The 26000-nt window shown below is 43.0% G+C and carries 24 protein-coding genes and 1 pseudogene; 9 read left to right on the top strand and 16 right to left on the bottom strand.

All coding sequences use genetic code 11. The features are described 5' to 3' along the window. The 13 genes from FDF36_RS10330 to updY are packed head-to-tail and all read right to left on the bottom strand — an operon-like array spanning position 1 to position 11749. On the bottom strand, positions 1 to 1008 hold the full coding sequence (locus FDF36_RS10330) for a hypothetical protein (protein ID WP_032577989.1): 1008 nt from the start codon (positions 1006 to 1008) through the stop codon (positions 1 to 3). Next, positions 993 to 1916, bottom strand: coding sequence for a glycosyltransferase family 2 protein (locus FDF36_RS10325; protein ID WP_080720268.1), 924 nt, complete (start codon positions 1914 to 1916; stop codon positions 993 to 995). Before FDF36_RS10325 ends, FDF36_RS10330 begins: the two co-directional genes overlap by 16 nt. A 3-nt stretch (positions 1917 to 1919) precedes the next feature. Next, positions 1920 to 2333, bottom strand: a complete 414-nt coding sequence (locus FDF36_RS10320) for a polysaccharide biosynthesis C-terminal domain-containing protein (protein WP_032543144.1) — start codon at positions 2331 to 2333, stop codon at positions 1920 to 1922. Then, entirely contained in the window at positions 2326 to 3237 is a 912-nt protein-coding gene (locus tag FDF36_RS10315) for an NAD-dependent epimerase/dehydratase family protein (RefSeq protein ID WP_032541228.1), read from the bottom strand. Before FDF36_RS10315 ends, FDF36_RS10320 begins: the two co-directional genes overlap by 8 nt. Next, the gene (gene rfbG, locus FDF36_RS10310; RefSeq protein WP_032541229.1) at positions 3234 to 4310 is read right to left on the bottom strand and encodes a CDP-glucose 4,6-dehydratase; all 1077 of its coding nucleotides are present in this window, start codon (positions 4308 to 4310) and stop codon (positions 3234 to 3236) included. Before rfbG ends, FDF36_RS10315 begins: the two co-directional genes overlap by 4 nt. A gap of 3 nt (positions 4311 to 4313) precedes the next feature. Further along, positions 4314 to 5093: a glucose-1-phosphate cytidylyltransferase gene (rfbF, locus tag FDF36_RS10305; protein WP_220391280.1), complete on the bottom strand. Its 780-nt coding sequence runs from the start codon at positions 5091 to 5093 to the stop codon at positions 4314 to 4316. Further along, on the bottom strand, positions 5090 to 6208 hold the full coding sequence (locus FDF36_RS10300; RefSeq protein ID WP_220391279.1) for a 2-aminoethylphosphonate aminotransferase: 1119 nt from the start codon (positions 6206 to 6208) through the stop codon (positions 5090 to 5092). The genes rfbF and FDF36_RS10300 overlap by 4 nt, the downstream gene beginning before the upstream one ends. Further along, positions 6205 to 7341, bottom strand: a complete 1137-nt coding sequence (gene aepY, locus FDF36_RS10295; protein WP_022012859.1) for a phosphonopyruvate decarboxylase — start codon at positions 7339 to 7341, stop codon at positions 6205 to 6207. Before aepY ends, FDF36_RS10300 begins: the two co-directional genes overlap by 4 nt. An 11-nt stretch (positions 7342 to 7352) precedes the next feature. Continuing rightward, positions 7353 to 8654: a phosphoenolpyruvate mutase gene (aepX, locus tag FDF36_RS10290; RefSeq protein WP_032529698.1), complete on the bottom strand. Its 1302-nt coding sequence runs from the start codon at positions 8652 to 8654 to the stop codon at positions 7353 to 7355. Positions 8655 to 8673: 19 nt separating this feature from the next. After that, the gene (locus FDF36_RS10285) at positions 8674 to 9393 is read right to left on the bottom strand and encodes a phosphocholine cytidylyltransferase family protein (RefSeq protein WP_220391278.1); all 720 of its coding nucleotides are present in this window, start codon (positions 9391 to 9393) and stop codon (positions 8674 to 8676) included. Next, positions 9386 to 10669 carry a DUF5690 family protein gene (locus FDF36_RS10280; RefSeq protein ID WP_220391277.1) on the bottom strand — a complete coding sequence of 428 codons (1284 nt, stop codon included), beginning with the start codon at positions 10667 to 10669 and terminating at the stop codon, positions 9386 to 9388. The genes FDF36_RS10285 and FDF36_RS10280 overlap by 8 nt, the downstream gene beginning before the upstream one ends. Beyond that, the gene (locus tag FDF36_RS10275; protein WP_220391276.1) at positions 10666 to 11151 is read right to left on the bottom strand and encodes a UpxZ family transcription anti-terminator antagonist; all 486 of its coding nucleotides are present in this window, start codon (positions 11149 to 11151) and stop codon (positions 10666 to 10668) included. Before FDF36_RS10275 ends, FDF36_RS10280 begins: the two co-directional genes overlap by 4 nt. Before the next feature lie 58 nt (positions 11152 to 11209). After that, a complete protein-coding gene (updY, locus tag FDF36_RS10270) occupies positions 11210 to 11749 on the bottom strand; it encodes a capsular polysaccharide transcription antiterminator UpdY (protein ID WP_220391275.1) in 540 nt (179 codons plus the stop codon). 1084 nt (positions 11750 to 12833) lie between these two features. On the opposite strand from updY, the gene FDF36_RS10265 reads away from it, so the two are divergent. Further along, positions 12834 to 13181, top strand: a complete 348-nt coding sequence (locus FDF36_RS10265) for an SH3 beta-barrel fold-containing protein (protein ID WP_005781572.1) — start codon at positions 12834 to 12836, stop codon at positions 13179 to 13181. Between the two features lie 139 nt (positions 13182 to 13320). Next, positions 13321 to 14154 (top strand): DUF4373 domain-containing protein, encoded by an 834-nt coding sequence (locus FDF36_RS10260; RefSeq protein ID WP_220391274.1) that lies wholly within the window; start codon positions 13321 to 13323, stop codon positions 14152 to 14154. Positions 14155 to 14482: 328 nt separating this feature from the next. On the opposite strand, the gene FDF36_RS10255 is transcribed toward FDF36_RS10260, so the two are convergent. Both FDF36_RS10255 and FDF36_RS10250 read right to left on the bottom strand, forming a co-directional pair. Beyond that, positions 14483 to 15055 carry a DNA-3-methyladenine glycosylase I gene (locus FDF36_RS10255; RefSeq protein ID WP_220391273.1) on the bottom strand — a complete coding sequence of 191 codons (573 nt, stop codon included), beginning with the start codon at positions 15053 to 15055 and terminating at the stop codon, positions 14483 to 14485. 111 nt (positions 15056 to 15166) lie between these two features. After that, positions 15167 to 15982: pseudogene (locus FDF36_RS10250) on the bottom strand (PDDEXK nuclease domain-containing protein); the annotation flags it as partial. Positions 15983 to 16229: 247 nt separating this feature from the next. Here FDF36_RS10250 and recJ point away from each other — a divergent pair. From recJ to FDF36_RS10215, 7 genes are all read left to right on the top strand, one after another. Continuing rightward, the gene (gene recJ / locus FDF36_RS10245) at positions 16230 to 17948 is read left to right on the top strand and encodes a single-stranded-DNA-specific exonuclease RecJ (RefSeq protein ID WP_005808615.1); all 1719 of its coding nucleotides are present in this window, start codon (positions 16230 to 16232) and stop codon (positions 17946 to 17948) included. Continuing rightward, entirely contained in the window at positions 17945 to 19849 is a 1905-nt protein-coding gene (locus tag FDF36_RS10240; protein ID WP_032541139.1) for a RecQ family ATP-dependent DNA helicase, read from the top strand. The genes recJ and FDF36_RS10240 overlap by 4 nt, the downstream gene beginning before the upstream one ends. A gap of 62 nt (positions 19850 to 19911) precedes the next feature. Next, positions 19912 to 20874 carry a tetratricopeptide repeat protein gene (locus FDF36_RS10235; protein WP_220391272.1) on the top strand — a complete coding sequence of 321 codons (963 nt, stop codon included), beginning with the start codon at positions 19912 to 19914 and terminating at the stop codon, positions 20872 to 20874. Between the two features lie 313 nt (positions 20875 to 21187). Then, positions 21188 to 22033: a prephenate dehydratase gene (locus FDF36_RS10230; RefSeq protein ID WP_010993542.1), complete on the top strand. Its 846-nt coding sequence runs from the start codon at positions 21188 to 21190 to the stop codon at positions 22031 to 22033. Then, a complete protein-coding gene (locus FDF36_RS10225; RefSeq protein ID WP_220391271.1) occupies positions 22008 to 23192 on the top strand; it encodes a pyridoxal phosphate-dependent aminotransferase in 1185 nt (394 codons plus the stop codon). Before FDF36_RS10230 ends, FDF36_RS10225 begins: the two co-directional genes overlap by 26 nt. A gap of 22 nt (positions 23193 to 23214) precedes the next feature. Then, the gene (locus FDF36_RS10220; RefSeq protein ID WP_005781590.1) at positions 23215 to 24276 is read left to right on the top strand and encodes a bifunctional 3-deoxy-7-phosphoheptulonate synthase/chorismate mutase type II; all 1062 of its coding nucleotides are present in this window, start codon (positions 23215 to 23217) and stop codon (positions 24274 to 24276) included. 15 nt (positions 24277 to 24291) lie between these two features. Beyond that, a complete protein-coding gene (locus FDF36_RS10215; protein WP_005791104.1) occupies positions 24292 to 25065 on the top strand; it encodes a prephenate dehydrogenase in 774 nt (257 codons plus the stop codon). Between the two features lie 208 nt (positions 25066 to 25273). Here FDF36_RS10215 and FDF36_RS10210 read toward each other — a convergent pair whose 3' ends face one another. Then, positions 25274 to 25984: a hypothetical protein gene (locus FDF36_RS10210; RefSeq protein WP_193684168.1), complete on the bottom strand. Its 711-nt coding sequence runs from the start codon at positions 25982 to 25984 to the stop codon at positions 25274 to 25276. Positions 25985 to 26000 lie beyond the last annotated feature (16 nt).

The raw sequence follows: 26000 nt of genomic DNA, 5'->3' as shown, positions 1-26000 counted from the left end.
CTAAACTATATATAAAAATTCCGTTAACTCTTTTTCTATCTTCAGAACATCTGCAAAATAACATTTCTCATATTTCCATAATTGAACATTTTTTCTCGAAATATCCGGATTAAAAAACTGCATTTTCTTTGTATGTCTTCCTCTATTTACTCCTACAAAATCACATAATTGGGCACTTGTATTATCATAATCAAAAATACCATCCTCAAATTTCACTCTTAAAATAGACGAATGATCTTCTATTAAGTCTCTTTCTTTATCCCTTAAACGATGGAAACGATATAGCTTAATAAATTTATCAACATCTTCTGGAATCCATCCTTCATGCCAATATTTCTTATTCAATAGGTATAAATCTCTGGGGTCTCTATCCACAACCACAACCTTCAAATTATCAATGAATATCATGTAATCTTCTATATTTGTAGGAGGTACCAGTCTGTCTAATACCAGATGTGTACATTCATTAGAATCATCAACAATATCAAAAATTTTATTATATAACTTTCTTGTTTCCTGTAAAAACAACGATGAATCAACAGAAAGTCTCATAGACTGCCTAATTGTTCTATCAACATATTCATAATCACCGTTAAATTTTACAATTTTATTTAGATTTCTCTGTATTATGTTAGGAAGATAATACAAAAGAATTTTTTTTATATATGGTTCACGCCTTACATGCTCAGGCCAAAATCCATTCCAGTCAACCTCTGTAATTGCAGAGATATAATCTTTTAACAAAGGATATATATCACATCCCAATGTATTTTTATACGATTTACGAATATCACTACACAATTTATCAAAACGATCAAAAGATTCAGCTATATGGAAACCGCTATAATGACTTATATTATGATATAAATCATAAATACCATCAACGTCATAACTCAATGTAAACTCAAAATCTCCTGTTGATTTTACATTTTCAAATTCTTTAAAAAAATCTGTAATAAAGGAAGAGCCTGTTCCTCCATGTCCTGTACAAGTTACAATTTGCCGCATTTCATTTTTTCTCTAAGAATAATACACCCTAACAATTTGAAAACATACATATACTTTCTATGTTTAAGAAAGATTTTAAGACAATTGACGAATCTCTTTTTCGAAATTAAATCATCGGAATTTCTAACCAAATTATTAATCCAACAATAAAGATTCATTAATTTAAAATTAACTAAAGGACGATCGTGAGGAGATATTCTCATCTTTTGACGTACATAATTTATCAATTTTATTCTTTGAAAATAATCGTTAAATTGGCTTACTTGCCCATCATGATAATAATAATCCATATATGGTTTTGTAATAATAGCTAAATTCCCCAGATCAAAAGCATCTAAAAGAAAAGCAACATCACAATATTTTCCACCTTTATCTTCTGCAAATCTCATATTATCAGCAATAGATTTTGAATATATGTAAGACGGAAAGGGAGGAATCCAATTTCCTACTGCATACATCTGAAAAAGTTCTTTAGCTTCTTTCAATCGCATTATTTTCTCTTTTCCCTTATACTTAGAATAACATATTCTACCTTTTTTTATAATTCTTGCATTTGTGGCAATAAAAGCTAATGAATGATCCTTTTTTATTATGTTAAGCATTGTCCTAATCATATCAGGATGCATTACATCATCATCATGAAATATCATAAAATATTCACTACGGACTTCTGACAAAACTTTATTCCAGTGTTCTATTAAACCATATTCTCTTTCTCTTTTCCGATAAATAATATTAGATTGATTTAAATATAGAGATTCTACCATTTCTTTCGTTTCATTGTTTGTAGAGTTATCAGAAACAATGATTGGAAAATTAGAGATGGTCTGATTTAGTACAGAATTTAATGCCAGTTTTAATAAATGAGGACGATTACGAGTAATCAAAAACAATGAAAAAGTATCCATATCTTATTTCAGTATATATTGGATTGTATCTTCTGGTTTGTATAACTGATCAGTGTATGCAATCACAATAAATGGAACACTATCTATATTTATAAACTCATGTGCTATATGTGGAGGGACAAACACGGTAACAGGCTCTTGATCATTCAAATAAATTTCCTTTTTTTCATTAGTCCGAATATCTTCAAGTTTTAAAACAGCACTTCCCTCAACCAAAGTAAACCATTCAATCGCTCTATTATGATAATGTCCTCCACGAGATTCCCCTGATATGGCACTCACGATGTATATTTCACCTGTATAATTAGGTAATGAATTTTCTTTTCCATCAATTATCTTTAAAAACCATCCCCTATTATCTGAAATTTTTTTTCGAGAGATTATCTTGATTTTAGATTCTATATTTATACTACTCATGATATATATCTGTTATCTTAATTATAGGAGAATAATGTATAGCCTTGTAAAGTTTGGCATCATTCAATGAGAGTGATAATATATCATTGTCTCTTCTTAATTCTTTCCCAAACATGTGTTCATCTACATCTACACAAAAAGCATTGAAAAGTTCTTCTATGAATTCCCTTATTGTAGCTGTCTGACCACCACCAATATTGTATATTCCACTTACTACTTCACCTTCAATACATTTAAAAATAGCCTCTATCACTTCTTCTATAAACACATACTGTCGAATCTGAGAACCAGAAGAAAACCGAGGTTGCTCAACTTTATTACATTTTTTTCTCTCTCTCAGATAATTAACAACATAAGGTAATAATCTTGTTCCAACTTCATCTCTTGAGAAGAGATTAGGTAAAACAAAGTGATATTTTCTAAAAACGAAATTTGCATTATGTATATAATGTGTAAAAAGCCGTTTAGAAAGGACATAATCATTAGTTACAGGAAGACAAGAATGCAAAAGTTCATCTTCATTAAATGATTTATACATTTCATCATTACATCCAATCTCCATATAAGTTCCAAAAGATACAAAAGTCCCCAGATAATTATGCTCATTCAATAATAAACAGAGTTTTATAGGTACCAGCAAATTCATTGTATACATTGTATTTGCCGCTATTGGCACTGCTGCTTGTACACCCGCTCCCGCTGCATATATAATAACATCTGAATCTAATAACTCCGTAATACAAATGGCATCCTCTAAAAGATTTTTCCTTATAAATACATCAGGAGTAAATGCTACAGGAGAACTCTTACCGATAACCTGAATAAAATAGCCAACTTTTTTCAAAACAGTTCCAATGCTATTCGAAAGCATTCCACTTCCTCCTCCTATAATAGTTATTTTCATCGGATATACTTTTCTATTTGCTCCACACAAACTTTATACATTTCTTCTTTTTGATATCTTTTATACCAATCTACAGTCAATCTTACTGTTTGATCAATATTCATTCTTGGCTCCCAGCCCAGTTGGAATTTCACTTTAGAAATATCCAGCATTAATAAATCAGCCTCATGTAAAGCATTCGGGTCAGACAAATCCCTTAATTCACCACATCCAAAACTCTCCACGACTCTACTAGCAACATCCCATACGGTAGAAATAGATTCTGCTCTAGGACCAAAATTCCAACCTTCACAATATTGAGTCGGCTCATCCCACATTTTCTGTGCAAGAAGCATATATCCACTCAGAGGTTCAAGTACATGTTGCCAAGGGCGAATTGCTTTAGGACTTCGAATATCAACAGTCTTTCCTGATTCTAACGCTTTTATACAATCTGGAATTATGCGGTCTAATGCCCAATCACCACCACCAATTACATTTCCTGCACGTACACTAGCGATGCTTTTACCATGCTTCTTGTACTGTTTAGGATGAAAAAAAGAGCGACGCCAGGAAGCAATCGCTATTTCAGCAGCTCCTTTACTACTTGAATAAGGATCGTATCCCCCCATCGGTTCATTTTCACGATATCCCCAAATTTGTTCTTTATTCTCATAACATTTGTCCGTAGTTATCATTACTCCTACTTTAACACTATTTGTTACGCGAATGGCTTCAAGTATATGAATCGTTCCCATTACATTTGTTTCATATGTTTCAACAGGAATATTATAACTGAGACGTACCAATGGTTGGGCTGCCAAATGGAAGACTATTTCAGGTTGGTATTCTTGAAAGATACCTTTCATACTTTCGCCATCACAAATATCGGCACGAATATCCGCCTTAATTTTTTGTCCTATACCAGAAAGAACATAGTTATCTCGTTCTGTAATAGGATCCAAACTGACACCTACCACTTCAGCACCTAATTCGTATAACCAAATAGAAAGCCATGAACCTTTGAAACCAGTATGGCCGGTAACAAGAACCCGTTTTCCTCTATAGAAGTTATTAAATACATCTACACTCATATACTACCAAACTTTCCAAGGGGCTTTCCCATTATTCCACATTTCATTCAGTTCTATATTATCCCTTAACATATCCATCGGCTTCCAAAAGCCACAGTGTTTATAAGCATACATTTTACCATCGCGGGCAATCGATTCTAACGGCTGTTTTTCAAAGACGATAGAATCATCATTAGCAGGTATATAATCAAAGACTTTTGGTTCACAAACGAAAAAGCCTGCATTTATCCAGTTTCCATCACCATCCGGTTTTTCCAAGAATGATTTCACCATATTCGTCTCACTAGATATATCTAATAAGCCAAATTTTCCGTGAGGTTTATAAGCTGTAAGAGAAAGAATTGCTTTTGATTCTTTGTGCACTTTTATCGTATCAGATATATCAAGATCTGCAACACCATCACCATAAGTCAACAAAAAACATTCATTTCCTACATATTTCTGGATGCGTTTTACACGTCCTCCAGTCATTGTATTCACCCCAGTATCTACCATAGTTACTTTCCAGTTCTCTGAATGATTATCTAAAATAGTAGTACTATTATTAGATAGATCAACTGTCATATCACAATTATGACGAAAATAGTTCGCAAAATATTCTTTTATGACATATTGTTTATAGCCACAGCAAATAATAAATTCATTAATACCATAATAACTATAAATTTTCATAATATGCCAAAGTATTGGCTTTCCCCCAATTTCCACCATTGGCTTAGGTATCAAATTAGTAGCCTCACTTAAACGAGAACCGAACCCTCCTGCTAAAATAACAGCTTTCATAGATTAGTAATATTTTTATAAGAAAAAAATGCCTCTTTCATCACCTCAAAGAACCTCTCAATATCCTCCACATCAATCTCTCCCAACGCACAAAGCCGGAATGTATTCGTTGTGGAAATCTTACCCGGGTAGATCGTAAAGCCACGTTCATAGCAGTAATCATGAACCTTATCAAAATCCCAGAGGGGATCATCAGGATACAATACAGAAACAACAAGACCCGACTGCCATTCACGTTTGATCGCATACTGAAGACCAAGCTCTTGCAAACCTTTATGGATGGCTTCAAAGACCCGCTTGTGACGGGCGAATTTAGCCTCTTCACCTACTGCAAAATATTCATCAAGAGCCTGACGGGCAGCGTAAACGGTTTGAACAGGAGGAGTAAAATGCATCTCACCAGTCTTCTCAAAGTAATCGTATTGTAAATAGAGGTTACAATAGTAGGAGCGTTTCGGATAATCTCTTGAAGAACGTATCAGGGATTCATCACCTATGATAAAGGAAAGACCCGTCATGGCCTGAAGGCCTTTCTGAGCCGAAGCCATACAAAAGTCAACATTATCCTTCCCGATATCAAAAGGAATCATACCCAGGGAGGAAGTGGTGTCGACAACAAAAACGGCACCGTGCGCATGGGCTATTTTTCCGATCTCACGAATGGGATTCAAGATACCCGTACCCGTTTCATGGTGCGTGGTATAGACCAAAGCGATGTCCGGATTGTCGGAAAGCGTCTTTTCGATTACCGACAGGTCGGGAAGTTCGTAAACGGAAAACTTCAAATCGATATGGGGAAGACCGTAATATTCACAGACTTCCACCGCACGGGTGCTGTAGGCACCGTTATTGACCACCAGAACTTTCTTATCCGCAGGAAGAAGAGAGTTCAGGCAGATATCGATATTGATCGTACCCGAACCGCAAAACAGGACGGCCGTATGTTTGGAGAGGTCTCCATGCGCAACGCGGACCAGGTCGTCACGTAACTGTTTCATCATACCCGCAAACTCTTTCTCACGCGGACAGATATCGGGAACAACCTGCGCCAGCTTCACCGTATCCGTCGTGGTGGCGGGACCCGGATTCAAAAGGATCTTTCTTTCGATATTCATGAATGCGTATCTTTTAAAAATGCCATAAAATGCTCTTTATTCTCTATCGGAGTAGTCGTAGGACGACCCAGATCATCACGCGAATCGATCCGGACCTTAATTTCAAGAAGAACCGGGCCGGACAGGCCGGACAGCTTCTCAAGAGCACATGAAAGCCCTTCCTTGTCGAAGGCAGTCAGTACATGCGCATAACCGCAACCTTTCGCTATCGAGGCGATATCCAGTCGGAAACCGAGCGTGGGTTGACCGCCGACAGATTCATGGGCACCGTTGTTGAAAAGGACGTGCCTGTAATTCTTGGGAGAGAGGTCGCCGATATTGCTGACAGCGCCCATATGCATGATAAAGGCACCGTCACCGTCAAGACAGTAGACACGGCGGTCAGGCTTCTCAAGGGCAATCCCCAGGGCGATGGAAGAACTGTGACCCATGGAACCCACAGTTAGGAAATCCCTTGCGTGCCCCTGCCCTTTCGATTCACGGTACTCGAAAAGCTCACGGGAGAGCTTACCCGTGGTGGAAACCACAATGTCATTGTCCCCGAGGTGGTCGACAACCTGCATTAGCGCCTCCTCACGGGACAGAGGATAGTCATTCAAGGCTTCCTGACGCAGTTTATATTTTCCAAACGTATCTTTACGGATGACAATCGCATGGGGAATCGACCGGCTCTTAGCCGAGACAACCGCGTCATGGATCTGCGCCAGGGCCTCGTCTTCATCCGTATCCAGAATTACAAAAGGAATTTTCATGGCTTTCAGAAGATCAAGGGTAACCTCGCCCTGCTTCTTATGCTGGGGTTCGTCTTTCGTGCCGGGCTCACCGCGCCAGCCGACCAGCAAAAGAAGAGGAAGGCTGTACACTTTCTCGTCCGCAAGGGACAAGAGGGGATTCACCGTATTTCCCAGACCGGAGTTCTGCATATAAACCACAGGAACGTTGCCAGAAGCCATATAATAACCGCAGGCAATGCCCACCGCGGAACCTTCATTGGCGGCGATGATATGCTTACCACGCGGGGCATGATCCGTGATATAGGCGCAAATATTCTTCAAAAGGGAATCGGGAACACCCGTAAAGAAGTCAACACCGTGATGAAGGAACGTATCGTATATCTTTTCTACACTTACCATAACCGTCTGATTTATTTAGTGCCCGGAATCAATTCCAGAATTTCCTTGATAGGCATACAAAGCGGACGGACCTCCTCGGCGCGCTCGTTTTCAAGGATGGTCCTGGCCACGTTCATCATGGCCGGGTAAGCGGCACGGAGAAGGTGGTTGGCGTAAATGACTACGTTGGCACCCCATGCGTGAAGTTCGGATTCGTGCACATGGTCATAAGTCGTCGGAACAACAACAATGGGAACATGGGCGTATTCTTTGCGGAAAGTCCGGCAGAACTCACGGATATCCTCACCCGACTTATCCTTGCTGTGGATCATGATGCCGTCCGCACCAGCCTGTACATAGGCATAAGCACGTTCGAGGGCATCACTCATGGGTTTGCCGGCAATAAGGCTTTCGATACGCGCGATGATCATAAAGTCACCGGTGACCTGGGCATTCTTCCCTGCTCTGATCTTATCGCAGAAACCCTCGATACTATCCTGAGTCTGGATAGCGTCAGTACCAAAAAGAGAATTCTTCTTCAGACCGACTTTATCTTCAATGATTACCGCAGAAATGCCGTGACGTTCCAGAGTGCGCACAGTAAAGACAAAGTGTTCGATCTTGCCACCCGTGTCACCATCAAAAATAATAGGCTTGGTGGTACATTCAAGGATATTGTTCAGATCCTGTAAACGGGTGGTAAGGTCGACCGCTTCAATATCCGGTTTACCCTTACTCGTGGAGTCGGTCAGACTGCTGGACCACATGCCGTCAAAGACCTCGCGCTTATCACCCTTCTGGACTTCAAGATTCTCAATAATCAGACCGCAAAGGCCGTCGTGGGCCTCCAGGATACGGACCACAGGCTTGGCCTGGATCAGGCGGCGGAGGGACTTAAGACGTACGTCAGGGGTAGTCCCGATCGCCTTGATATCCTTGTCGAGCGAGGAGGAGTTGATGCCCCGGGTATAAGGGATCTCAATAACCTTGCCCCCCTGAGCGTTCATCACCTCAAAAACCTGTTCGCGCACCTCGCGCAACGGGCCCGTTTTCCAGTCGTCACCGTGGATGATATAGTCAGGCTTGAGTTTTTCCAGATTCGGAACATAGCTCCAATCCTCCTGGGGAACAACTTCGCAAACCCCTTTGATATTCTCAACAACCTCCTTACGCTGATCATAGGTAAGGTAAGGGAGGCGTTTGTGTTCGGCGATGGCCTTGTCCGTCAGCAGACCGACGATGACATCACCGTATTTAGTAGCTTCATGAATAATATGGATCAGCCCCGGATGCATGATATCCGCGGTCATACCGACATAGATTTTCTTGTTCATATATGGAAAAGATTTGTTTTTAACAATAGCGGATGATGTGCTCCTCAGCATACGAAAGGTCGGCTTCATCATCGATTTCATACCATTTAAGCCCCTCCACCCTGAGCACACGGACAGGGGAAACGGAACGGGACATGCGGAGCAGTTCGTATTCGTAACCCAGTTTAGGCTGGGACTTCAGGATGGTCGCATAATCGGCGCACATCCGGCGGTAGAAAGTATTGGAAAGTTTGTGGATGCCGACCAGCTCGCCTTTTGCCTCAAGGGCGTCCTTGTCTACCGAACAGGAAGTAAGGATGTGATTGCAGTCATATTCCACATAATACTGATCCTGGAACTTGGTCAGAGAGGAGACAAGCATCACATCCGGGAATTCGTCATCCAGCAGCGAAAGGATGGCCTTGCGTTCAAAAACAAGGTCCGATTCAAGCAGCAGGAAACTGTCATCGCCTATCACGTCACGCGTATTGTACAGAGTGTACATACTGTTAGTATCGGCATAGCGGGGACTGAAACAGGTCTCTATCTGGGGGAAATCCGCCTGAAGGGCTTCATAAGCCTCTTTTTTATAACCCGTACCGAGGATGATACGTTCGATACCGCAGGAAAGAAGGGTTTCGATAGAGCGGATAATCATAGGTTTTCCACCAACCTCCACAAAACCTTTGGGCACAAGCTCGGTATAATGCCCGAAGCGGGTACCAAGACCGGCAGCCATGATCATTGCTGTTTTAATCATGAATTTCAGAGGGAATTAATATAAGTGAATTCAATTGTTGCTTGAAATAACAGTAAATCGCAAAAATCGACAGGACAGAAACAAATCCTGAAAAAAGGGCAGTACGCATCAGCATGACAGTCCAGGAAATGTCAGCAGAAACGAAGTTCTTGACCATAAACACACCCGTAGTGCCCAGATAGCCGAAAGAATCGGCCAAATAAATAATAAAAACAGCTGTACTAACCACCCTAAGGGAAGCAATCAGACGTTCTATCAGGTAAGTGAAAGGAATATACCCCATATACAGACCAAGACCGGAAAGAATCATCCACCAAATAGGAGAAAGAAAACCGTACACATAAAGCAATGTGGAAAAAACCATTAAGGAACCGCCTGTGACGGCAATGCAATAAATGATATTAAGAGCCAAACGGTTATTACGGACAAACACAATCAGGAACATCAGTACAAGGACAAAAACGGCAATGGGAACCTCTGTCTGAGTAAAGATCATTGCACCCTCAATATGGAGCTCCTTCCAAATATCGGCAGCGAAAGAGTCACGAAGTTCACGGAACACGGTCAGGGCACCGTAAAAAACAACCAGCATGCAGATTCCCCAAAAGAATTGCCTCAAAAATTTACGCCTGTCCTTACCATCCATCGGAGCACGTTTGGTACGCTGTATGATATCTTGCTCATTGGGAGGCGGGATCTGATTGAGAAGCCAACTGCAAAGCAACATAACAGGGTATACCAACAAACCGGTGGTAAAAGGCATCCAATATTCCGACACATGCAAATTATCCATCACGAATTGTCCCAAGGTTTTCACCAAACCGGAAGAGACTATCAAAGCAACGCTCAGCCCGACATTCAATATTTCACTGATACGACGGCCTTCGATATAGCTAAAAATGACACCCCAGATCATACCCAGGGGAAGACCGCTCAGAAAAATAGAACACACCTTCAAAGGAACCGGAAGAAGTGCAAAACCCAACAAAGCCACTTCGGAGAAAGTAAGCAGCCCTATTATATAATAGATGCGGTGACCCGCTTTCATCGAAGACAGAATACGAACACCGATGAACTTGGAAAGGGCGTAGCCGATAATCTCAGAAAGGACATACAGGATTTTGACATCGAATCCCCAAAGAATCTCACCTTCATAAATGGCTGCGGTAAATGGCTTACGGTAGGCATAGGCACAAGTATAAACCAGAAAAATCAAAACGCTGGCATAGAGAGCCAAAACGTAAAGCGGAGAACGGGAAAGAAGGGAACGAATCATTCGTGTAGTTCGCTGTACGGATAAGGATTAGCTTCCAAACTCTTTAAATGCTCCACCATCTCAAACTCTTCCCTCGTCAATTCCCGCTCCTTCCAACCGTCTATTATTGCGTGTGCCTCCGCTGCCAGCTCTTCGTCAAAGACCTCGGCGTAACAGGCTACCAACAAACGGCATTTCAAAAGCGAGGCGGGAAGTGTATCCAAGATATCCCAACTACGATCGAGAACCGACTGGATTTTATCTTCCTTATCACCGTGATTATAAATGGTAGCATTATAGCCGGTCAACAAAGCGATACAAAGAGAAGCTTCCTCTTCAAGAGTACGTCCGTGTGAACCGAAAAGATGCTCACAACGATGATACACATCCGTATTTAACTGACGGAAACGGTCGGAGTAGATGGGTTCGCCATCCAGACCTAAATGGAGAAGTTCGTGCGAAACAGCGCACAAAGAATCGATTTCTGATTGCAAAGACAACATGGTGATTTATTTACGTATTGGAATATGCACCACAGAGGGCACAGAGTTCACTGAGTTTTTAATTCTTTATTAGTTCGATTAAAGAGGGATGAATGAAAGCAGTGGCAACTGCCATAACCCCCTGGATGGAAACCACCACACGGCGGTCACCTTTGATACGGACAAACTCACCCTCGACACCCTCAAAGATGCCACCGGTGACACGGACACGGTCTCCCTTCTTCATGGAAACGGCGGAAGGGTCCAGATAAACAACCTGTTCATCGTAATTACCGGCAACAGCAATAAAACTACGCATCTGGACTTCAGGAATGGTAATGGGCTGACGAGTCTCACGGTCCATGATATAACGAATAGGAAGAGAAGAGCCGACAGTGGATTTCATTTCGTCAACCTCACTGCGGGTGGCATAAACAAAAACCAGGTTGTGAACAACAGGAACCAGTTTGCGGATCTTACGCTCACCACGGAATACGTATTCGTAGCGCATGGGAAGAAAATTCTTCACTCCACGGGAGTCCAGGTATTCCTTAAAGGCAAGCTCACGGCTATAGGTGATACGAAGGGCGTACCAGGATTTATCAATGCTGTTGTTCACGAAAGGATATGATTGGGGGACACCGGGGTAGTGAAATACCTTCCGGTCAAGTTTGCTAATTCTATTATTTGCCTTGCAGCGTATATCATTTCATCAGGTACTCCCCTATCGCAGAAGAGACGGTTTGAAAAGGGATTCAGAGCAAAAAAGACCATCTTCATAAAGAAGCAGGGAATTTTTGATCTTAGATTTTGTAAACAAGCGTATTATGAAGCAGAAATGTTTCAATAGACGTTCGTTTAAAAACACATGATTTTTGTATATAAATCAGAAGAGGGCAGAAAACAAAATCAGACAGATAATAAGCCGTTTTTTATTAATTCATAAACACCTATTGCTTAGCATATTAAGACAACGATCAAAAGAGCAAAATCATTTTTTTTATTAAACATTTTGTAGTTCTAAAAATACCCTCTATCTTTGCGTTCAATTAAACGAACGTTTATTGAAACACTTATCTTTTTAGCCAATACAACATTGTATATCAAATAATTAAATTATAGAAGAGTATTCATTTCCCCTTTAATTTCACATTTACTTGTTCACTGACAGATTCCTTTCTACCTTTGCAACATATTAACTTCATTTAAATATTAACTAAATAAATCATCCAATGAAGGAAGAAAATGTATTATCTCAAGTCATGAACAAAAGTGTAAAAAAACGCCAATAAGAAAACACAATCAGCTATAACAGAAATAGTTATAGAAACAAGAGGAAGAAAAAAGGGAGTACCGATACAAGGGATTATCTCCAACAATGAAGGGATCATAAAAGCGTTGATAAGATCCTATATCATAGATGCAAAGCTACAAAACATCAATACATGTCAGGCTTCACTAACACGCTACATTTATGAAAAAGAGCTCTTCGGAAAACTCAGAGACGGAGTATTTAAACCACTGGATTATAGCACAATCAAGACTTATATAAATAACCTGTGGAAAGAGGTAGAAAAGGAAAATACGAAACCGAAGATCAAGCGCCGAAATACATACAATGAATTTTATTGAACCGGAGTACGTCCAGACCGACTTATCTTTGAGGCAACAATCTATTTATTAACCTTTTAAATCATAGGAATATGAAAAAGAGAAAAAGACATGCCTCACAAAGCGAATCACTGAGACTGAAATGGAAAAGACGCATCATCTTCGAAAAAGGATACACAGAGTCCTGTGCAGAATGGATGGCGGAACGATTGGAAGCGTTATTAGATCATATGCTATACGGGCATGCGACGGTGGCTTACCGAAAACAGGACGGAAGTTTCCGGATGGTAAAGGCAACACTGATCCACTACGAGACGGAGTTCCGCAAAAAGTACGATCCGATGGCTGTGGAAGGTGCCGTAGTCTACTGGAATGTGGACGAACAGCGGTGGACAACGTTTCAGGTGGAGAACTTTATGGAATGGAGACCGACAGTATAGATCGAACACCACAGATTACACGGATTTTCACAGATGAATTATTTATATTTTGAGGAATCAAGTGAAAACGTCTTTGGGAATCCGGGGTAATTCGGTATAAAAGTATTACGGATAAAAAAACAACTAATCTAAAAAAACAATGGCAATAGCATACGACGGAATCAACTATTTCCCGGTAGGCGTAAACTTCATGGAAGAGAACGCAATGGAAGTGATAGAGGCAAAATACGGAATAAAGGGGGCGGCAATCGTACTGAAGCTGCTTTGTAAAATATACAAGGAGGGATACTTCATCCGTTGGGATGAAGAACAGTGCCTGATCTTTGCCAACAAGGCGGGAAGGGAAGTGCAGGTAGCTGAGGTACAGGGGATCATCGAAATTCTCTTCATCAAAGGAATATTGGACAGAAACAGTTATCTGGAAAACGGAATACTGACTTCGGCAAACATACAGAAGGTATGGATGGAGGCGACAAAGCGAAGAAAAAGGGATCTGAAAGCATTACCCTATCTGCTGGTGAAAGACTTGACTCAGCAGGAAGATGAAGCGGCGGAAGGTGAAAATGTAACCGTTAATCCGGGAAATGTAGTACATGATGTAGCCGTTAACGCAAAAAATGCATGCAATTCCGGACAAAGTAAAGTAAAAGAAAATAAAGCAGAGGAAAATAAAGAATTTCCCCCCTCAGCTCCCCCCAAGGGGAAGGAGGAAGAAAGGAAGGAGGATTCTGCTTCTCTCCCGATACCGGGATACGCTTTCAATACGATGACGCACAATTATCCGGGACTGACGGACACACTAAAAAGATTGGGAATAAACGAAGTGAGCGAAGTAAACGCCATTCTCAGGCTGTCGGACTATGGAAGAAAGGGAACAACGGTGTGGCGGCTGATTGCCAACACTTGCTGGAGTGACATTGGGGCGAAAGGAAGGTATCTGATTGCGGCACTGAATAAGGCAAAAAGGAAATAAACGGATAGTGCAAGATCTCTGTTTATAGTTGATAAAAAAGCAAGTATATCAGTTATAGCCCGCAAAGACCTTCAGTAAGGCTAAGAAGTGAAGATCGAACTTAACAAACTGAAAAACAAGATATTCAAAGTACAAAATATCTGTCAGTAAAAGCTTTGTTTTAACACAGAGTTAAAGTTCGTTTTTCGTCTGCAAATAACAAATTCTTTAAATGCAAAAGACTTGTTATTTGCAGACAAGAACAAAACCATCGGAAAATGGCATTAACAATGTTAACGGGCAAAAGGCATAAGATATCCTCTCCCACTGTACATAGTTATATTGTTATTTACCTCTTCCAGCAGATGCAATCCGCCAGATGATCATTAATAAATCCGGAGGCCTGCAAGTGGGCGTAACAAATCGTAGTTCCGAAGAATTTAAATCCCCGTTTTTTCATATCCTTGCTCATGGCATCAGATTCGGGAGATGATACCGGAATCTCACTTAATGACTGAAAACTGTTGACTATTGGTTTTCTGTCGGGAAAGAATGACAGTGTATAGTTATAAAAACTACCGAACTCCTTTTGTACGGCGAGAAATGACCTTGCATTTGTGATTGTCGATTTGATTTTCAGACGGTTTTTCACAATGCCATCAAAGTGCATCAACCGTTCAACATCTTCATCGGTCATTTGTGCCACCGACTCAGCATCGAAATTGCAAAAGGCTTTGCGATACCCCTCACGCTTCTTAAGGATGGTTATCCAACTCAAGCCGGCCTGAGCACTCTCCAATACAAGAAACTCAAACAGCGTCTTGTCATCGGTCACCAATTTTCCCCACTCTTGATCATGGTACTTCACATACAGTTCGTCACTCCCGCACCAACCGCAACGTCCGTTTATTATATCTTGCATAATTATGATAGTTATAGTACAATACAAACTTACAGAAATCTCTGGAATAAACAAACCATATTTGTGATATTTACAAATTGAAACTGGCAAGTTGAACCTGCGAAATTTGAATTATATACTTTGCGTGTTATCCTCCAACTCCCGACTGAGTTTGCTTTCCAACTCTTCAATGGAAGGCAACCCTGACTTAATATCTTTGGGCAACGCTTTCCCCAATTCATAATCGGAAATGCCTATCGGCTTATGCACATCACGCAGGGCGTATTCCGCCATGATGCGGTTCTTGTTCTGGCAAAGGAGCAACCCGATGGTCTGGTTGTCTCCTGCCCGGCAAAGGATGTCATCCACCGCCGAACAATAGAAGTTCAACTTACCGATATATTCGGGTTGGAACTCTCCCCGCTTCAATTCCACAACTAAATACCTGTGCATAAATGCGTTGTACATCAATATATCGATATAAAAGTCATTGCCGGACACCTCTATGTGGTATTGTCTGCCCATGAAGGCAAACCCGGCTCCCATCTCGACAAGGAACTTCTCGATATGTTTTACCAAGCCCAACTCCACATCCCGTTCGTCATACTCGTCCGTGAATGTAAACATATCGAAGATGTAGGGGTCTTTCAATGTCTCTTTCACTTGCTTGGCTTGAATTTCGGGGAGAGTGGTATCGAAGTTATGAGCCAGTGCCCCGTGGGCATGGTAGTAATCCTGATTGATGGCTTCAATCAGAAAATTGCGCCCCCAACCATTTTTCAGACTTTGAATCATATACCAGTTACGTGCTTTGAGGTCTTTTACTTTTTGCATCAATACGATGTTGTGCGACCAACTCAAATGCGTGACAGGAAGGCATAAAGGAACATCATCCAAATACGAAACAGGCTGTTTCGTATTTGTAAGTTGCTGGTTATACTCATTGTAGATCACTTCTCGTTTCCAAGGCGTATGAATGCCCGGACATCCCACCCATATCGGTATAAAAGCCTCGAAGTCCCGGTAATATCTTTCTAAAATGTGCGCAAATAGTATTTTGTATCTCAGACAATGGCAATTATTTTTTTCAGTATATACCCCTCACTTCCGGTTTTTTTCGTACTTTTACAGCTTGTTGGAAAGTTATGCACTTCCGGCATCTGAGAACAGATAAAAAGAAAAAACAATATATAAAATGAATCACAAATGGAATTATCGACCCATTACACAAGAACAGGCAGAGACAAGCCGGGCACTGGCTCAGGAACTGGGTATTAGCCCGGTCCTGGGACAACTTTTGGTGCAAAGGGGAATTACAAAGGCACAGGATGCCAAGAAATTCTTCCGTCCACAATTGCCCGATTTGCATGATCCATTCCTGATGAAGGATATGGACATAGCAGTGGAACGCCTGAACATGGCAATGGGAAAGAAAGAGCGCATTCTGATTTATGGAGATTACGATGTGGACGGTACCACCGCTGTGGCACTGGTCTACAAGTTCATTCAACAGTTCTACTCGAACCTTGACTATTACATCCCCGACCGTTACAACGAAGGATACGGAATTTCCAAAAAAGGAGTTGACTATGCCGCAGAGACAGGAGTAGGACTTATCATTGTGCTGGACTGCGGAATTAAAGCAGTGGAGGAGATTACGTATGCCAAAGAGAAGGGAATTGACTTCATCATCTGCGACCATCATGTACCGGACGATGTATTGCCGCCGGCCGTTGCCATTCTGAATGCCAAACGACTGGATAATACATACCCATACACCCATCTTTCGGGATGTGGCGTGGGGTTCAAATTCATGCAGGCTTTTGCCATCAGTAACGGCATCGAGTTTCATCATCTGATTCCGTTGCTCGACCTGACCGCTGTAAGCATTGCATCGGATATTGTACCGATCATGGGCGAAAACCGTATCTTAGCCTATCATGGACTGAAACAGCTGAACAGCAATCCGAGCGTAGGGCTGAAAGCGATTATCGATGTATGCGGATTATCGGAGAAAGAAATTACGGTGAGCGACATTGTATTCAAAATAGGTCCGCGTATCAACGCTTCCGGACGTATACAGAACGGGAAAGAGGCTGTAGACCTGTTGATTGAGAAGGATTTCTCGGCAGCACTTGAGAAAGCCGGACAAATCAACCAATACAATGAAACCCGGAAGGATCTGGATAAAAGCATGACGGAAGAGGCCAATAAGATTGTAGCCGAGCTGGAAGGATTAGTGGATCGCCGTTCGATAGTGCTTTACAATGAAGACTGGCATAAAGGAGTGATCGGAATCGTAGCCTCACGGTTGACAGAAATTTACTACCGTCCGGCAGTGGTATTGACGCGGACAGATGACATGGCGACAGGTTCGGCACGTTCGGTATCCGGCTTCGATGTTTACAAAGCTATCGAGCATTGCCGCGACTTGCTCGAAAACTTCGGAGGGCATACCTATGCTGCCGGACTCTCGATGAAAGTGGAAAATGTACAGGCATTCACCGAACGATTCGAAAGTTTCGTGTCGGAACACATACTGCCTGAACAGACCAGTGCAGTGATCGACATCGATGCCGAAATAGACTTTAAAGACATCACTCCGAAATTCTTTAATGAATTGAAGCGATTCAACCCGTTCGGTCCCGACAACCAGAAACCAGTGTTCTGCACACACCACGTGTACGATTATGGAACAAGCAAAGTGGTCGGACGCGATCAGGAACATATCAAGCTGGAACTGGTAGATAACAAATCGAACAACGTGATGAACGGAATCGCTTTCGGACAAAGTTCGCACGTAAGATACATCAAAACCAAACGCTCATTTGATATCTGCTACACCATTGAGGAGAACACCCACAAACGAGGGGAAGTACAGTTGCAGATTGAAGATATCATGCCGATAGAGTGACTTACCAAGAGATTTTAAAACAATACTGGGGTTATGATTCCTTCCGCGATTTGCAGGAGGACATCATAACCAGCATTGGCAATGGCAAAGACACACTGGGACTGATGCCCACCGGAGGCGGAAAGTCAATCACCTTTCAGGTTCCTGCCCTTGCCAAAGAGGGATTGTGCATTGTCATCACTCCACTGATCGCCTTAATGAAAGATCAGGTGCAGAACCTGAAAAAACGCGGAATCAAAGCGGTAGCCATCTATTCCGGAATGACACGGCAAGAGATTGTAGTGGCATTAGAGAACTGTATCTTCGGAGACTATAAGTTTCTCTATATCTCTCCCGAACGGCTGGATACGGAAATTTTCCGGGCCAAACTCCGGTCAATGAAAATCAGCATGATCACCGTGGACGAAAGCCATTGCATCTCGCAATGGGGATATGACTTTCGTCCGGCCTACCTGAAAATAGCAGATATCAGAGAACTGGTGCCGGATGCTCCGGTGCTGGCACTGACCGCTACCGCCACCCCCGAAGTGGTGAAAGACATACAGGAACGTCTCCACTTCCGCCGGGAAAATGTATTCCGTATGAGTTTCGAACGGAAAAACTTGGCATACATTGTCCGCTCCACCGATAATAAAAACGGAGAATTGCTTCACATCCTGAACCGGATACAGGGCAGTGCAATCGTATACGTACGCAGTCGGCGGAAAACCAAAGAGACCACCGAGCTACTGGTAAATGAAGGAATCACTGCCGACTTTTATCATGCAGGATTAGACAATGCAACCAAAGATCTCCGCCAGAAACGATGGCAAAACGGTGAGAGCCGGGTGATAGTAGCCACCAATGCGTTTGGTATGGGTATTGACAAACCGGATGTACGCATCGTGATCCATCTGGACCTCCCCGACTCCCCCGAAGCTTATTTCCAGGAAGCCGGACGAGCAGGGCGTGACGGTCAGAAAGCATACGCAGTCATACTCTACGCAAAATCGGATAAAACGACACTCAACAAACGCATTGCGGATACTTTCCCGGATAAGGATTATATAAAAGATGTGTACGAACATCTGCAATACCACTATCAAATGGCGATGGGCGACGGACTGGGATGCATGTATGACTTCAGTCTGGAAGAGTTTTGCCGCAAATTCAAATACTTCCCCGTACCTGCCGACAGTGCTCTGAAGATACTCACACAGGCCGGATACCTGGAATATACCGACGAACAGGACAATGCTTCACGAATCATCTTCACGATCCGCCGGGATGAGTTGTATAAACTCCGCGAGATGGGTGAGCCTGCGGAGAAACTGATACAGATGATCCTTCGCTCCTACACGGGTGTTTTTACAGATTACGCCTACATCAGCGAACAAACGCTGTCGGTACGCACAGGACTGACCCGGCAGCAGATTTACGACTTGCTGGTGATGCTGAGCAAGCGCCGTATCGTCGACTACATTCCGCATAAAAAGACACCTTACATTATATATACGCGCGAACGGGTAGATTTGCATTATCTGCAGATTCCCCGGGCGGTATACGAAGAAAGGAAAGAGCGCTACGAGAAACGTATTCATGCCATGGTGGAGTATGTTACTTCAGAGAATGTCTGCCGCAGCCGGATGTTGCTCCGCTACTTCGGAGAGAAGAACGAACACAACTGCGGACAATGTGATGTCTGCCTCAGCCACCGCACACAACCGGACGTGCCACAAAGCAGCTTCGACGAATTAAAGGAACAAATAACGACCCTGCTGAAAGAACACCCGATGACTCCGGCAGAGATAGCTTCGCACATAAATACAGATAAAGAACAGTTGGGCGAAGTGGTACGGTTTATGCTGGACGAGGGCTTGCTAAGTTCAGAGAACGGGTTGCTCACCGAAAAAACTTCCTGAAAAGCAGTAAGGGTATGTGATGAAATTACTACATTTGCAACCAAACTAAAAAAACATCGATCATGCCAAACTTCTTTAAATCTTTTTTCTCAGGTAAAACAGAAAACCCTGAGGGGGAAAAACAGAAAAACGCCAAAAAGAACTTTGAGATATTTAAATATGACGGCCTGCGTGCTCAACGTATGGGACGCCCGGACTATGCCATTAAATGCTTCAACGAAGCTCTGGCCATCGAAGAGGATTTCGAAACACTGAACTATCTGAGCCAGATTTACATGCAGACCGGAGAGTTCGTGAAAGCACATGAACTGCTGGAACGTATGATTGCATTGGAACCGGAACTGACGAGCACGTACCTGACGCTGGCCAATCTGTGCTTCATGCAAGAAAATTATCAGGAAATGGCCGATGCTGCCCAGAAGGCCATCGCATTGGAAGAGGGTAACGCAATGGCACACTACCTGTTAGGTAAAGCCAATCATGGATTGGATAACGGAATAATGACCATTGCCCATCTGACAAAGGCCATTGTGCTGAAAGATGATTTCACGGAAGCCCGGCTGCTTCGTGCCGAAGCACTGTACAAAATGCAGCAATTCGCAGAGGCTATGGAAGATATTGAAGCCATACTTGCGCAGAATCCGGACGAAGAAGCTGCCCTCCTGTTACGTGGCAAAATAAAAGAAGCCACCGGAAAGCAGGAAGAAGCCGAAAACGATTACCTCAGTGTGACGGAAATGAACCCTTTCAACGAACAAGCTTACCTATATCTGGGACAACTATTTATCACACAGAAGAAATTGACAGCTGCTATTGAGTTGTTTGACGAAGCTATCGAGCTGAATCCGAACTTTGCTGCGGCCTACCACGAAAGAGGACGTGCCAAACTGCTGAACGGTGACAAAGAAGGCTCAGTAGAAGATATGAAGAAATCGCTGGAACTGAACCCGAAAGAGGGGGAGAACCTGAACGGACAGTTCAATAATCAGCAGGCAGAGACTACTCCAAACGTATTGGGATTGTAATCCGCCCGCTGCATAGGACGGTTTAATACTGCAAAAGCAAGAAAACATGAAAAAAAAGTGGCTTTTTGCTTGCATTTAAAAGAAAAGTATTACTTTTGTCCCCTGAAACAAAGAAATAAAGCAAAACGTTATGAACGTATTCACTTTTACATATTACTTCTTTTTTTACTTTTACTTTAGCCAGAAAGTAGAGCGGGAGTTTGTATGTATCAAGTGACAGGGTGCTTAAGAACTGAGATTAAGAGAAACTAATAATATGAATCCCGCTCCGACATGGACGCGGGATTTTTTTATACCATATACTCAATTAGGAATGAAAAGAATAGCAATTCAAGGAACACTGGGCTCGTATCACGATATAGCCGCACACAAGTACTTCGAAGGAGAAGAGATAGAATTAATCTGTTGCGCCAACTTTGAAGATGTGTTTGCTGCCATCCGGAAAGATAGTCAGACAATCGGGATGCTGGCCATTGAAAACACGATTGCAGGAAGCCTGCTGCACAACAACGAACTGTTGCGCCAAAGCGGCACGCAAATTATCGGCGAATACAAATTACGCATTTCGCACAGCTTCGTTTGCCTGCCCGAAGAGGACTGGAATGACATCACCGAAGTGAACTCACACCCGATCGCCCTGATGCAATGCCGGGAATTCCTGAACCAACACCCGCGTATCAAAGTGGTAGAAGCCGAAGATACAGCCTTGAGTGCTGAAATCATCAAACGGGAAAACCTGAAAGGACATGCCGCCATCTGTTCCCGTGCCGCCGCCGAACGGTACGGAATGAAAGTACTACAAGAAGGCATAGAAACGAACAAACACAATTTCACCCGTTTTCTGGTAGTGGCAGATCCATGGCAGGTGGACGAGATACGAAAACAAAACACCGTTCTCAACAAAGCAAACATCGTTTTCACTCTCCCCCACTCCGAAGGAAGCCTCTCACAGGTTCTGTCTATCTTATCTTTTTATAATATCAACTTAACAAAAATACAATCGCTCCCTATCATCGGACGGGAATGGGAATACCAGTTCTACGTAGATGTGGCTTTCAACGATTATCTGAGATACAAACAATCGATTACAGCAATCACTCCATTGACGAAAGAACTTAAAATATTAGGCGAATATGCAGAAGGAAAATCAAACGTATAAGGTAGCGCCGGCCGACAGACTGGGCGGTGTAAGCGAATACTACTTTTCGAAGAAACTGAAAGAAGTGGCACGGATGAATGCAGAAGGTAAAGACGTAATCAGCCTGGGAATCGGAAGCCCGGACATGCCCCCTTCGGAGCAGACCATCGAAACGCTGTGTAACAATGCTCACGACCCGAACGGACACGGCTATCAACCGTATGTGGGCATACCGGAACTTCGCAAGGGTTTTGCCGACTGGTATAAACGCTGGTATGGAGTGGAACTGAATCCGGCAACAGAAATTCAGCCGCTGATCGGATCGAAAGAAGGCATCTTGCACGTGACACTCGCTTTTGTCAATCCGGGCGAACAGGTACTGGTACCCAATCCGGGATATCCCACCTACACTTCGTTAAGCAAAATACTGGGTGCCGAGGTGGTGAACTATAACCTCAAAGAAGAGGACGGATGGATGCCGGACTTCGATGAACTGGAAAAGATGGATCTGAGCCGCGTGAAACTGATGTGGACCAACTATCCGAATATGCCGACCGGTGCCAATGCCACACCGGAACTTTACGAACGCCTGGTGGAGTTTGCCCGCCGCAAGAACATCGTGATTGTGAACGACAATCCGTACAGCTTTATCCTGAACGATAAGCCGATCAGTATCCTGAGTGTGCCGGGTGCCAAAGAATGCTGTATCGAATTCAACTCTATGAGTAAAAGTCACAATATGCCGGGATGGCGTATCGGTATGTTAGCTTCGAACGCAGAGTTTGTACAATGGATTCTGAAGGTGAAAAGCAACATCGACAGCGGAATGTTCCGTGCCATGCAACTGGCAGCTGCCAAAGCACTCGAAGCGGATTCGACCTGGTACGAAGGCAACAATATAAACTATCGGAACCGTCGCCACCTGGCCGGAGAGATTATGAAAACGTTAGGATGCACGTACGACGAAAAGCAGGTGGGCATGTTTCTCTGGGGAAAAATCCCCGCAAGTTGCGCCGATGTAGAAGAACTGACAGAGAAAGTGCTACAGGAGGCATGCGTCTTCATCACTCCGGGATTTATTTTCGGAAGCAACGGAGCGAGATACATCCGCATCTCTCTCTGCTGCAAAGACGCCAAGTTGGCAGAAGCACTGGAAAGAATCAAATTAATAATGAAATAACAACTAAACGAATTAGATCGATATGGAACTCGAATCAATCTTATTGCCGGGTGTGGAAGATAAACGCCCGATGGTGATAGCCGGCCCTTGCAGTGCCGAAACAGAAGAGCAAGTAATGTCAACCGCCACACAACTGGCAGCCAAAGGAGTAAAAATCTTCCGTGCGGGAATCTGGAAACCGCGCACCAAACCGGGAGGTTTCGAAGGTATCGGCGTAGAAGGCCTCGCCTGGCTGAAAGAGGTGAAGAAAGAGACCGGCATGTACGTATCTACCGAAGTGGCTACAGCCAAGCACGTATACGAATGCCTGAAAGCGGGCATCGACGTGTTGTGGGTAGGTGCCCGTACCACCGCCAATCCGTTTGCCGTACAGGAAATAGCAGACGCACTGAAAGGTGTAGACATCCCTGTGCTGGTGAAGAACCCGGTAAATCCGGATCTGGAATTATGGATCGGTGCTCTGGAACGTATCAACAACGCCGGACTGAAACGTCTGGGAGCCATTCATCGCGGCTTCAGCAGCTACGACAAGAAGCTATACCGCAACCTGCCGCAATGGCACATTCCTATCGAGTTGCGCCGCCGCATCCCCGAACTGCCTATCTTCTGCGACCCGAGCCACATCGGAGGAAAGCGCGAACTGGTAGCTCCTCTCTGCCAGCAGGCTATGGACCTGAACTTTGACGGATTGATTGTAGAAAGCCATTGCAACCCGGACTGTGCATGGAGCGACGCTTCACAACAAGTAACTCCGGACGTACTGGACTACATCCTCAACCTGCTCGTCATCCGTAAAGAGACACAGACAACGGAGAACCTGAACGTACTGCGTAAACAGATTGACGAATGCGATGATAACATCATACAGGAATTGGCAAAACGTATGCGCGTAGCACGCGAAATCGGTACTTACAAAAAAGAACACGACATCACAGTGCTTCAGACCGGACGTTATAACGAGATTCTTGAGAAACGCGGTGCTCAGGGCGAACAGTGCGGCATGAGTGCAGAGTTTGTGAAAGTGATCTTCGAAGCCATCCACGAAGAATCGGTTCGTCAACAGATGGAGATTATCAATAAATAGCAAATCATTCATATTATGCGAATTCTAATTTTGGGAGCCGGCAAGATGGGCTCCTTCTTTACTGACATACTAAGTTTCCAGCACGAGACGGCCGTGTTCGACGTCAACCCGCATCAGCTTCGGTTTGTGTACAACACGTATCGCTTCACAACATTGGAGGAGATCAAGGAGTTCGAACCGGAACTGGTGATCAATGCTGCCACAGTGAAGTATACGCTGGACGCTTTCCGCAAAATTCTGCCTGTTTTGCCCAAAGACTGTATCCTGAGTGATATCGCTTCGGTGAAAACCGGACTGAAGAAGTTCTACGAAGAAAGCGGATTCCGTTATGTCTCCACTCACCCGATGTTCGGCCCTACTTTTGCCAGCCTGAGCAATCTGAGCAGCGAAAGCGCCATCATCATCAGTGAGAGCGATCATTTGGGGAAAGTATTCTTTAAAGACTTATACAACAGCCTGAACCTGAATATTTTTGAGTATACCTTCGACGAGCATGATGAAACAGTGGCTTACTCCTTGTCCATCCCGTTTGTTTCGACGTTTGTTTTCGCAGCTGTTATGAAACATCAGGAGGCACCGGGAACCACATTCAAGAAGCACATGGCTATTGCAAAAGGGCTTTTGAGCGAAGATGATTACTTATTGCAGGAAATCCTGTTCAATCCGCGCACACCGTCACAGGTAGAGAACATCCGCACAGAGCTGAAACAACTGCTTGAGATCATCACCAACAAAGATGCGGAGGGAATGAAAAAGTACCTGACGAAGATACGGGAAAAGATTAAATAAGGAGCCGTGCCAAAACTCTTTTTACCACAGATTACACGGATTATCACAGAATAAGAATATGGATAGTCAATAACTTAAAAATCACTCTATGTTACTCTGTGTCCTCTGTGGTGGGTTCGACACACGCTCAAATTTACATCTAAATGTGATTGAGGGGGGCAGGAAGAGAGAATTAACTCTTCTTGCTCCCCTTCTTACTTTTTTTACGTTAAGGGCAATAGCTACTGTTGTATTCTAAAAAGACGTTCCATAATAAGTTTAGGTTAGTTCCGTGATTAAACAATTTATCCAATTCTTGAAATACCATATCTGAAGTTTCAATGCAGTCGCCACCGTCGGAATAATATACCACACGACTTTCTATCTCGTTTTTCTCATTTAATATGAGATGCTTAACAGCCACATACGTATTGGAGCCATACTCTATGGAATAAATACCTATATTCAAAATCTTCTTATCCGATAAGCGTTCTATTTCAGCCTGTAACCACGTGGGATTTCCAACACCGCCAAGCATCACTCCGGTTATTTTAAGCTCTTTATCTCCCAATCGATTGGTCCATAACAAAACAGACTCGGAATTATCATATGCTTTCCGAACCTTTTCGGAAGTTACCTTGGCACCAGTACTTGTATAATACTCAATATTTTGCACAACTTTGTCACCCAATATTCCGGCATATTGAACGGCAACATATATATTGTTTTTATACTTGTAAGAATAGGCACTCATTATCAATTGAAGATAGTAAGAGCTGCTTCCGGATTCCTTACGAACAATATCATTTACTTTATCTTGTAACCAAGCCGGTTTGTTTTCACTGCTCCAATTTTCATAACAACCACCATCGGCATCCTCATTACTACATGCCATAACAAGCGTAATGCCTACCATTAAACAAAACAAATACTTTTTCATAATCATCAATTATTTG

This window comes from Bacteroides fragilis (genome assembly GCF_019583405.1).
GTDB lineage: Bacteria > Bacteroidota > Bacteroidia > Bacteroidales > Bacteroidaceae > Bacteroides > Bacteroides fragilis_B.
Note: the sequence above shows the minus strand (reverse complement) of the source record. Positions and strands in the feature narration are given on the sequence as shown.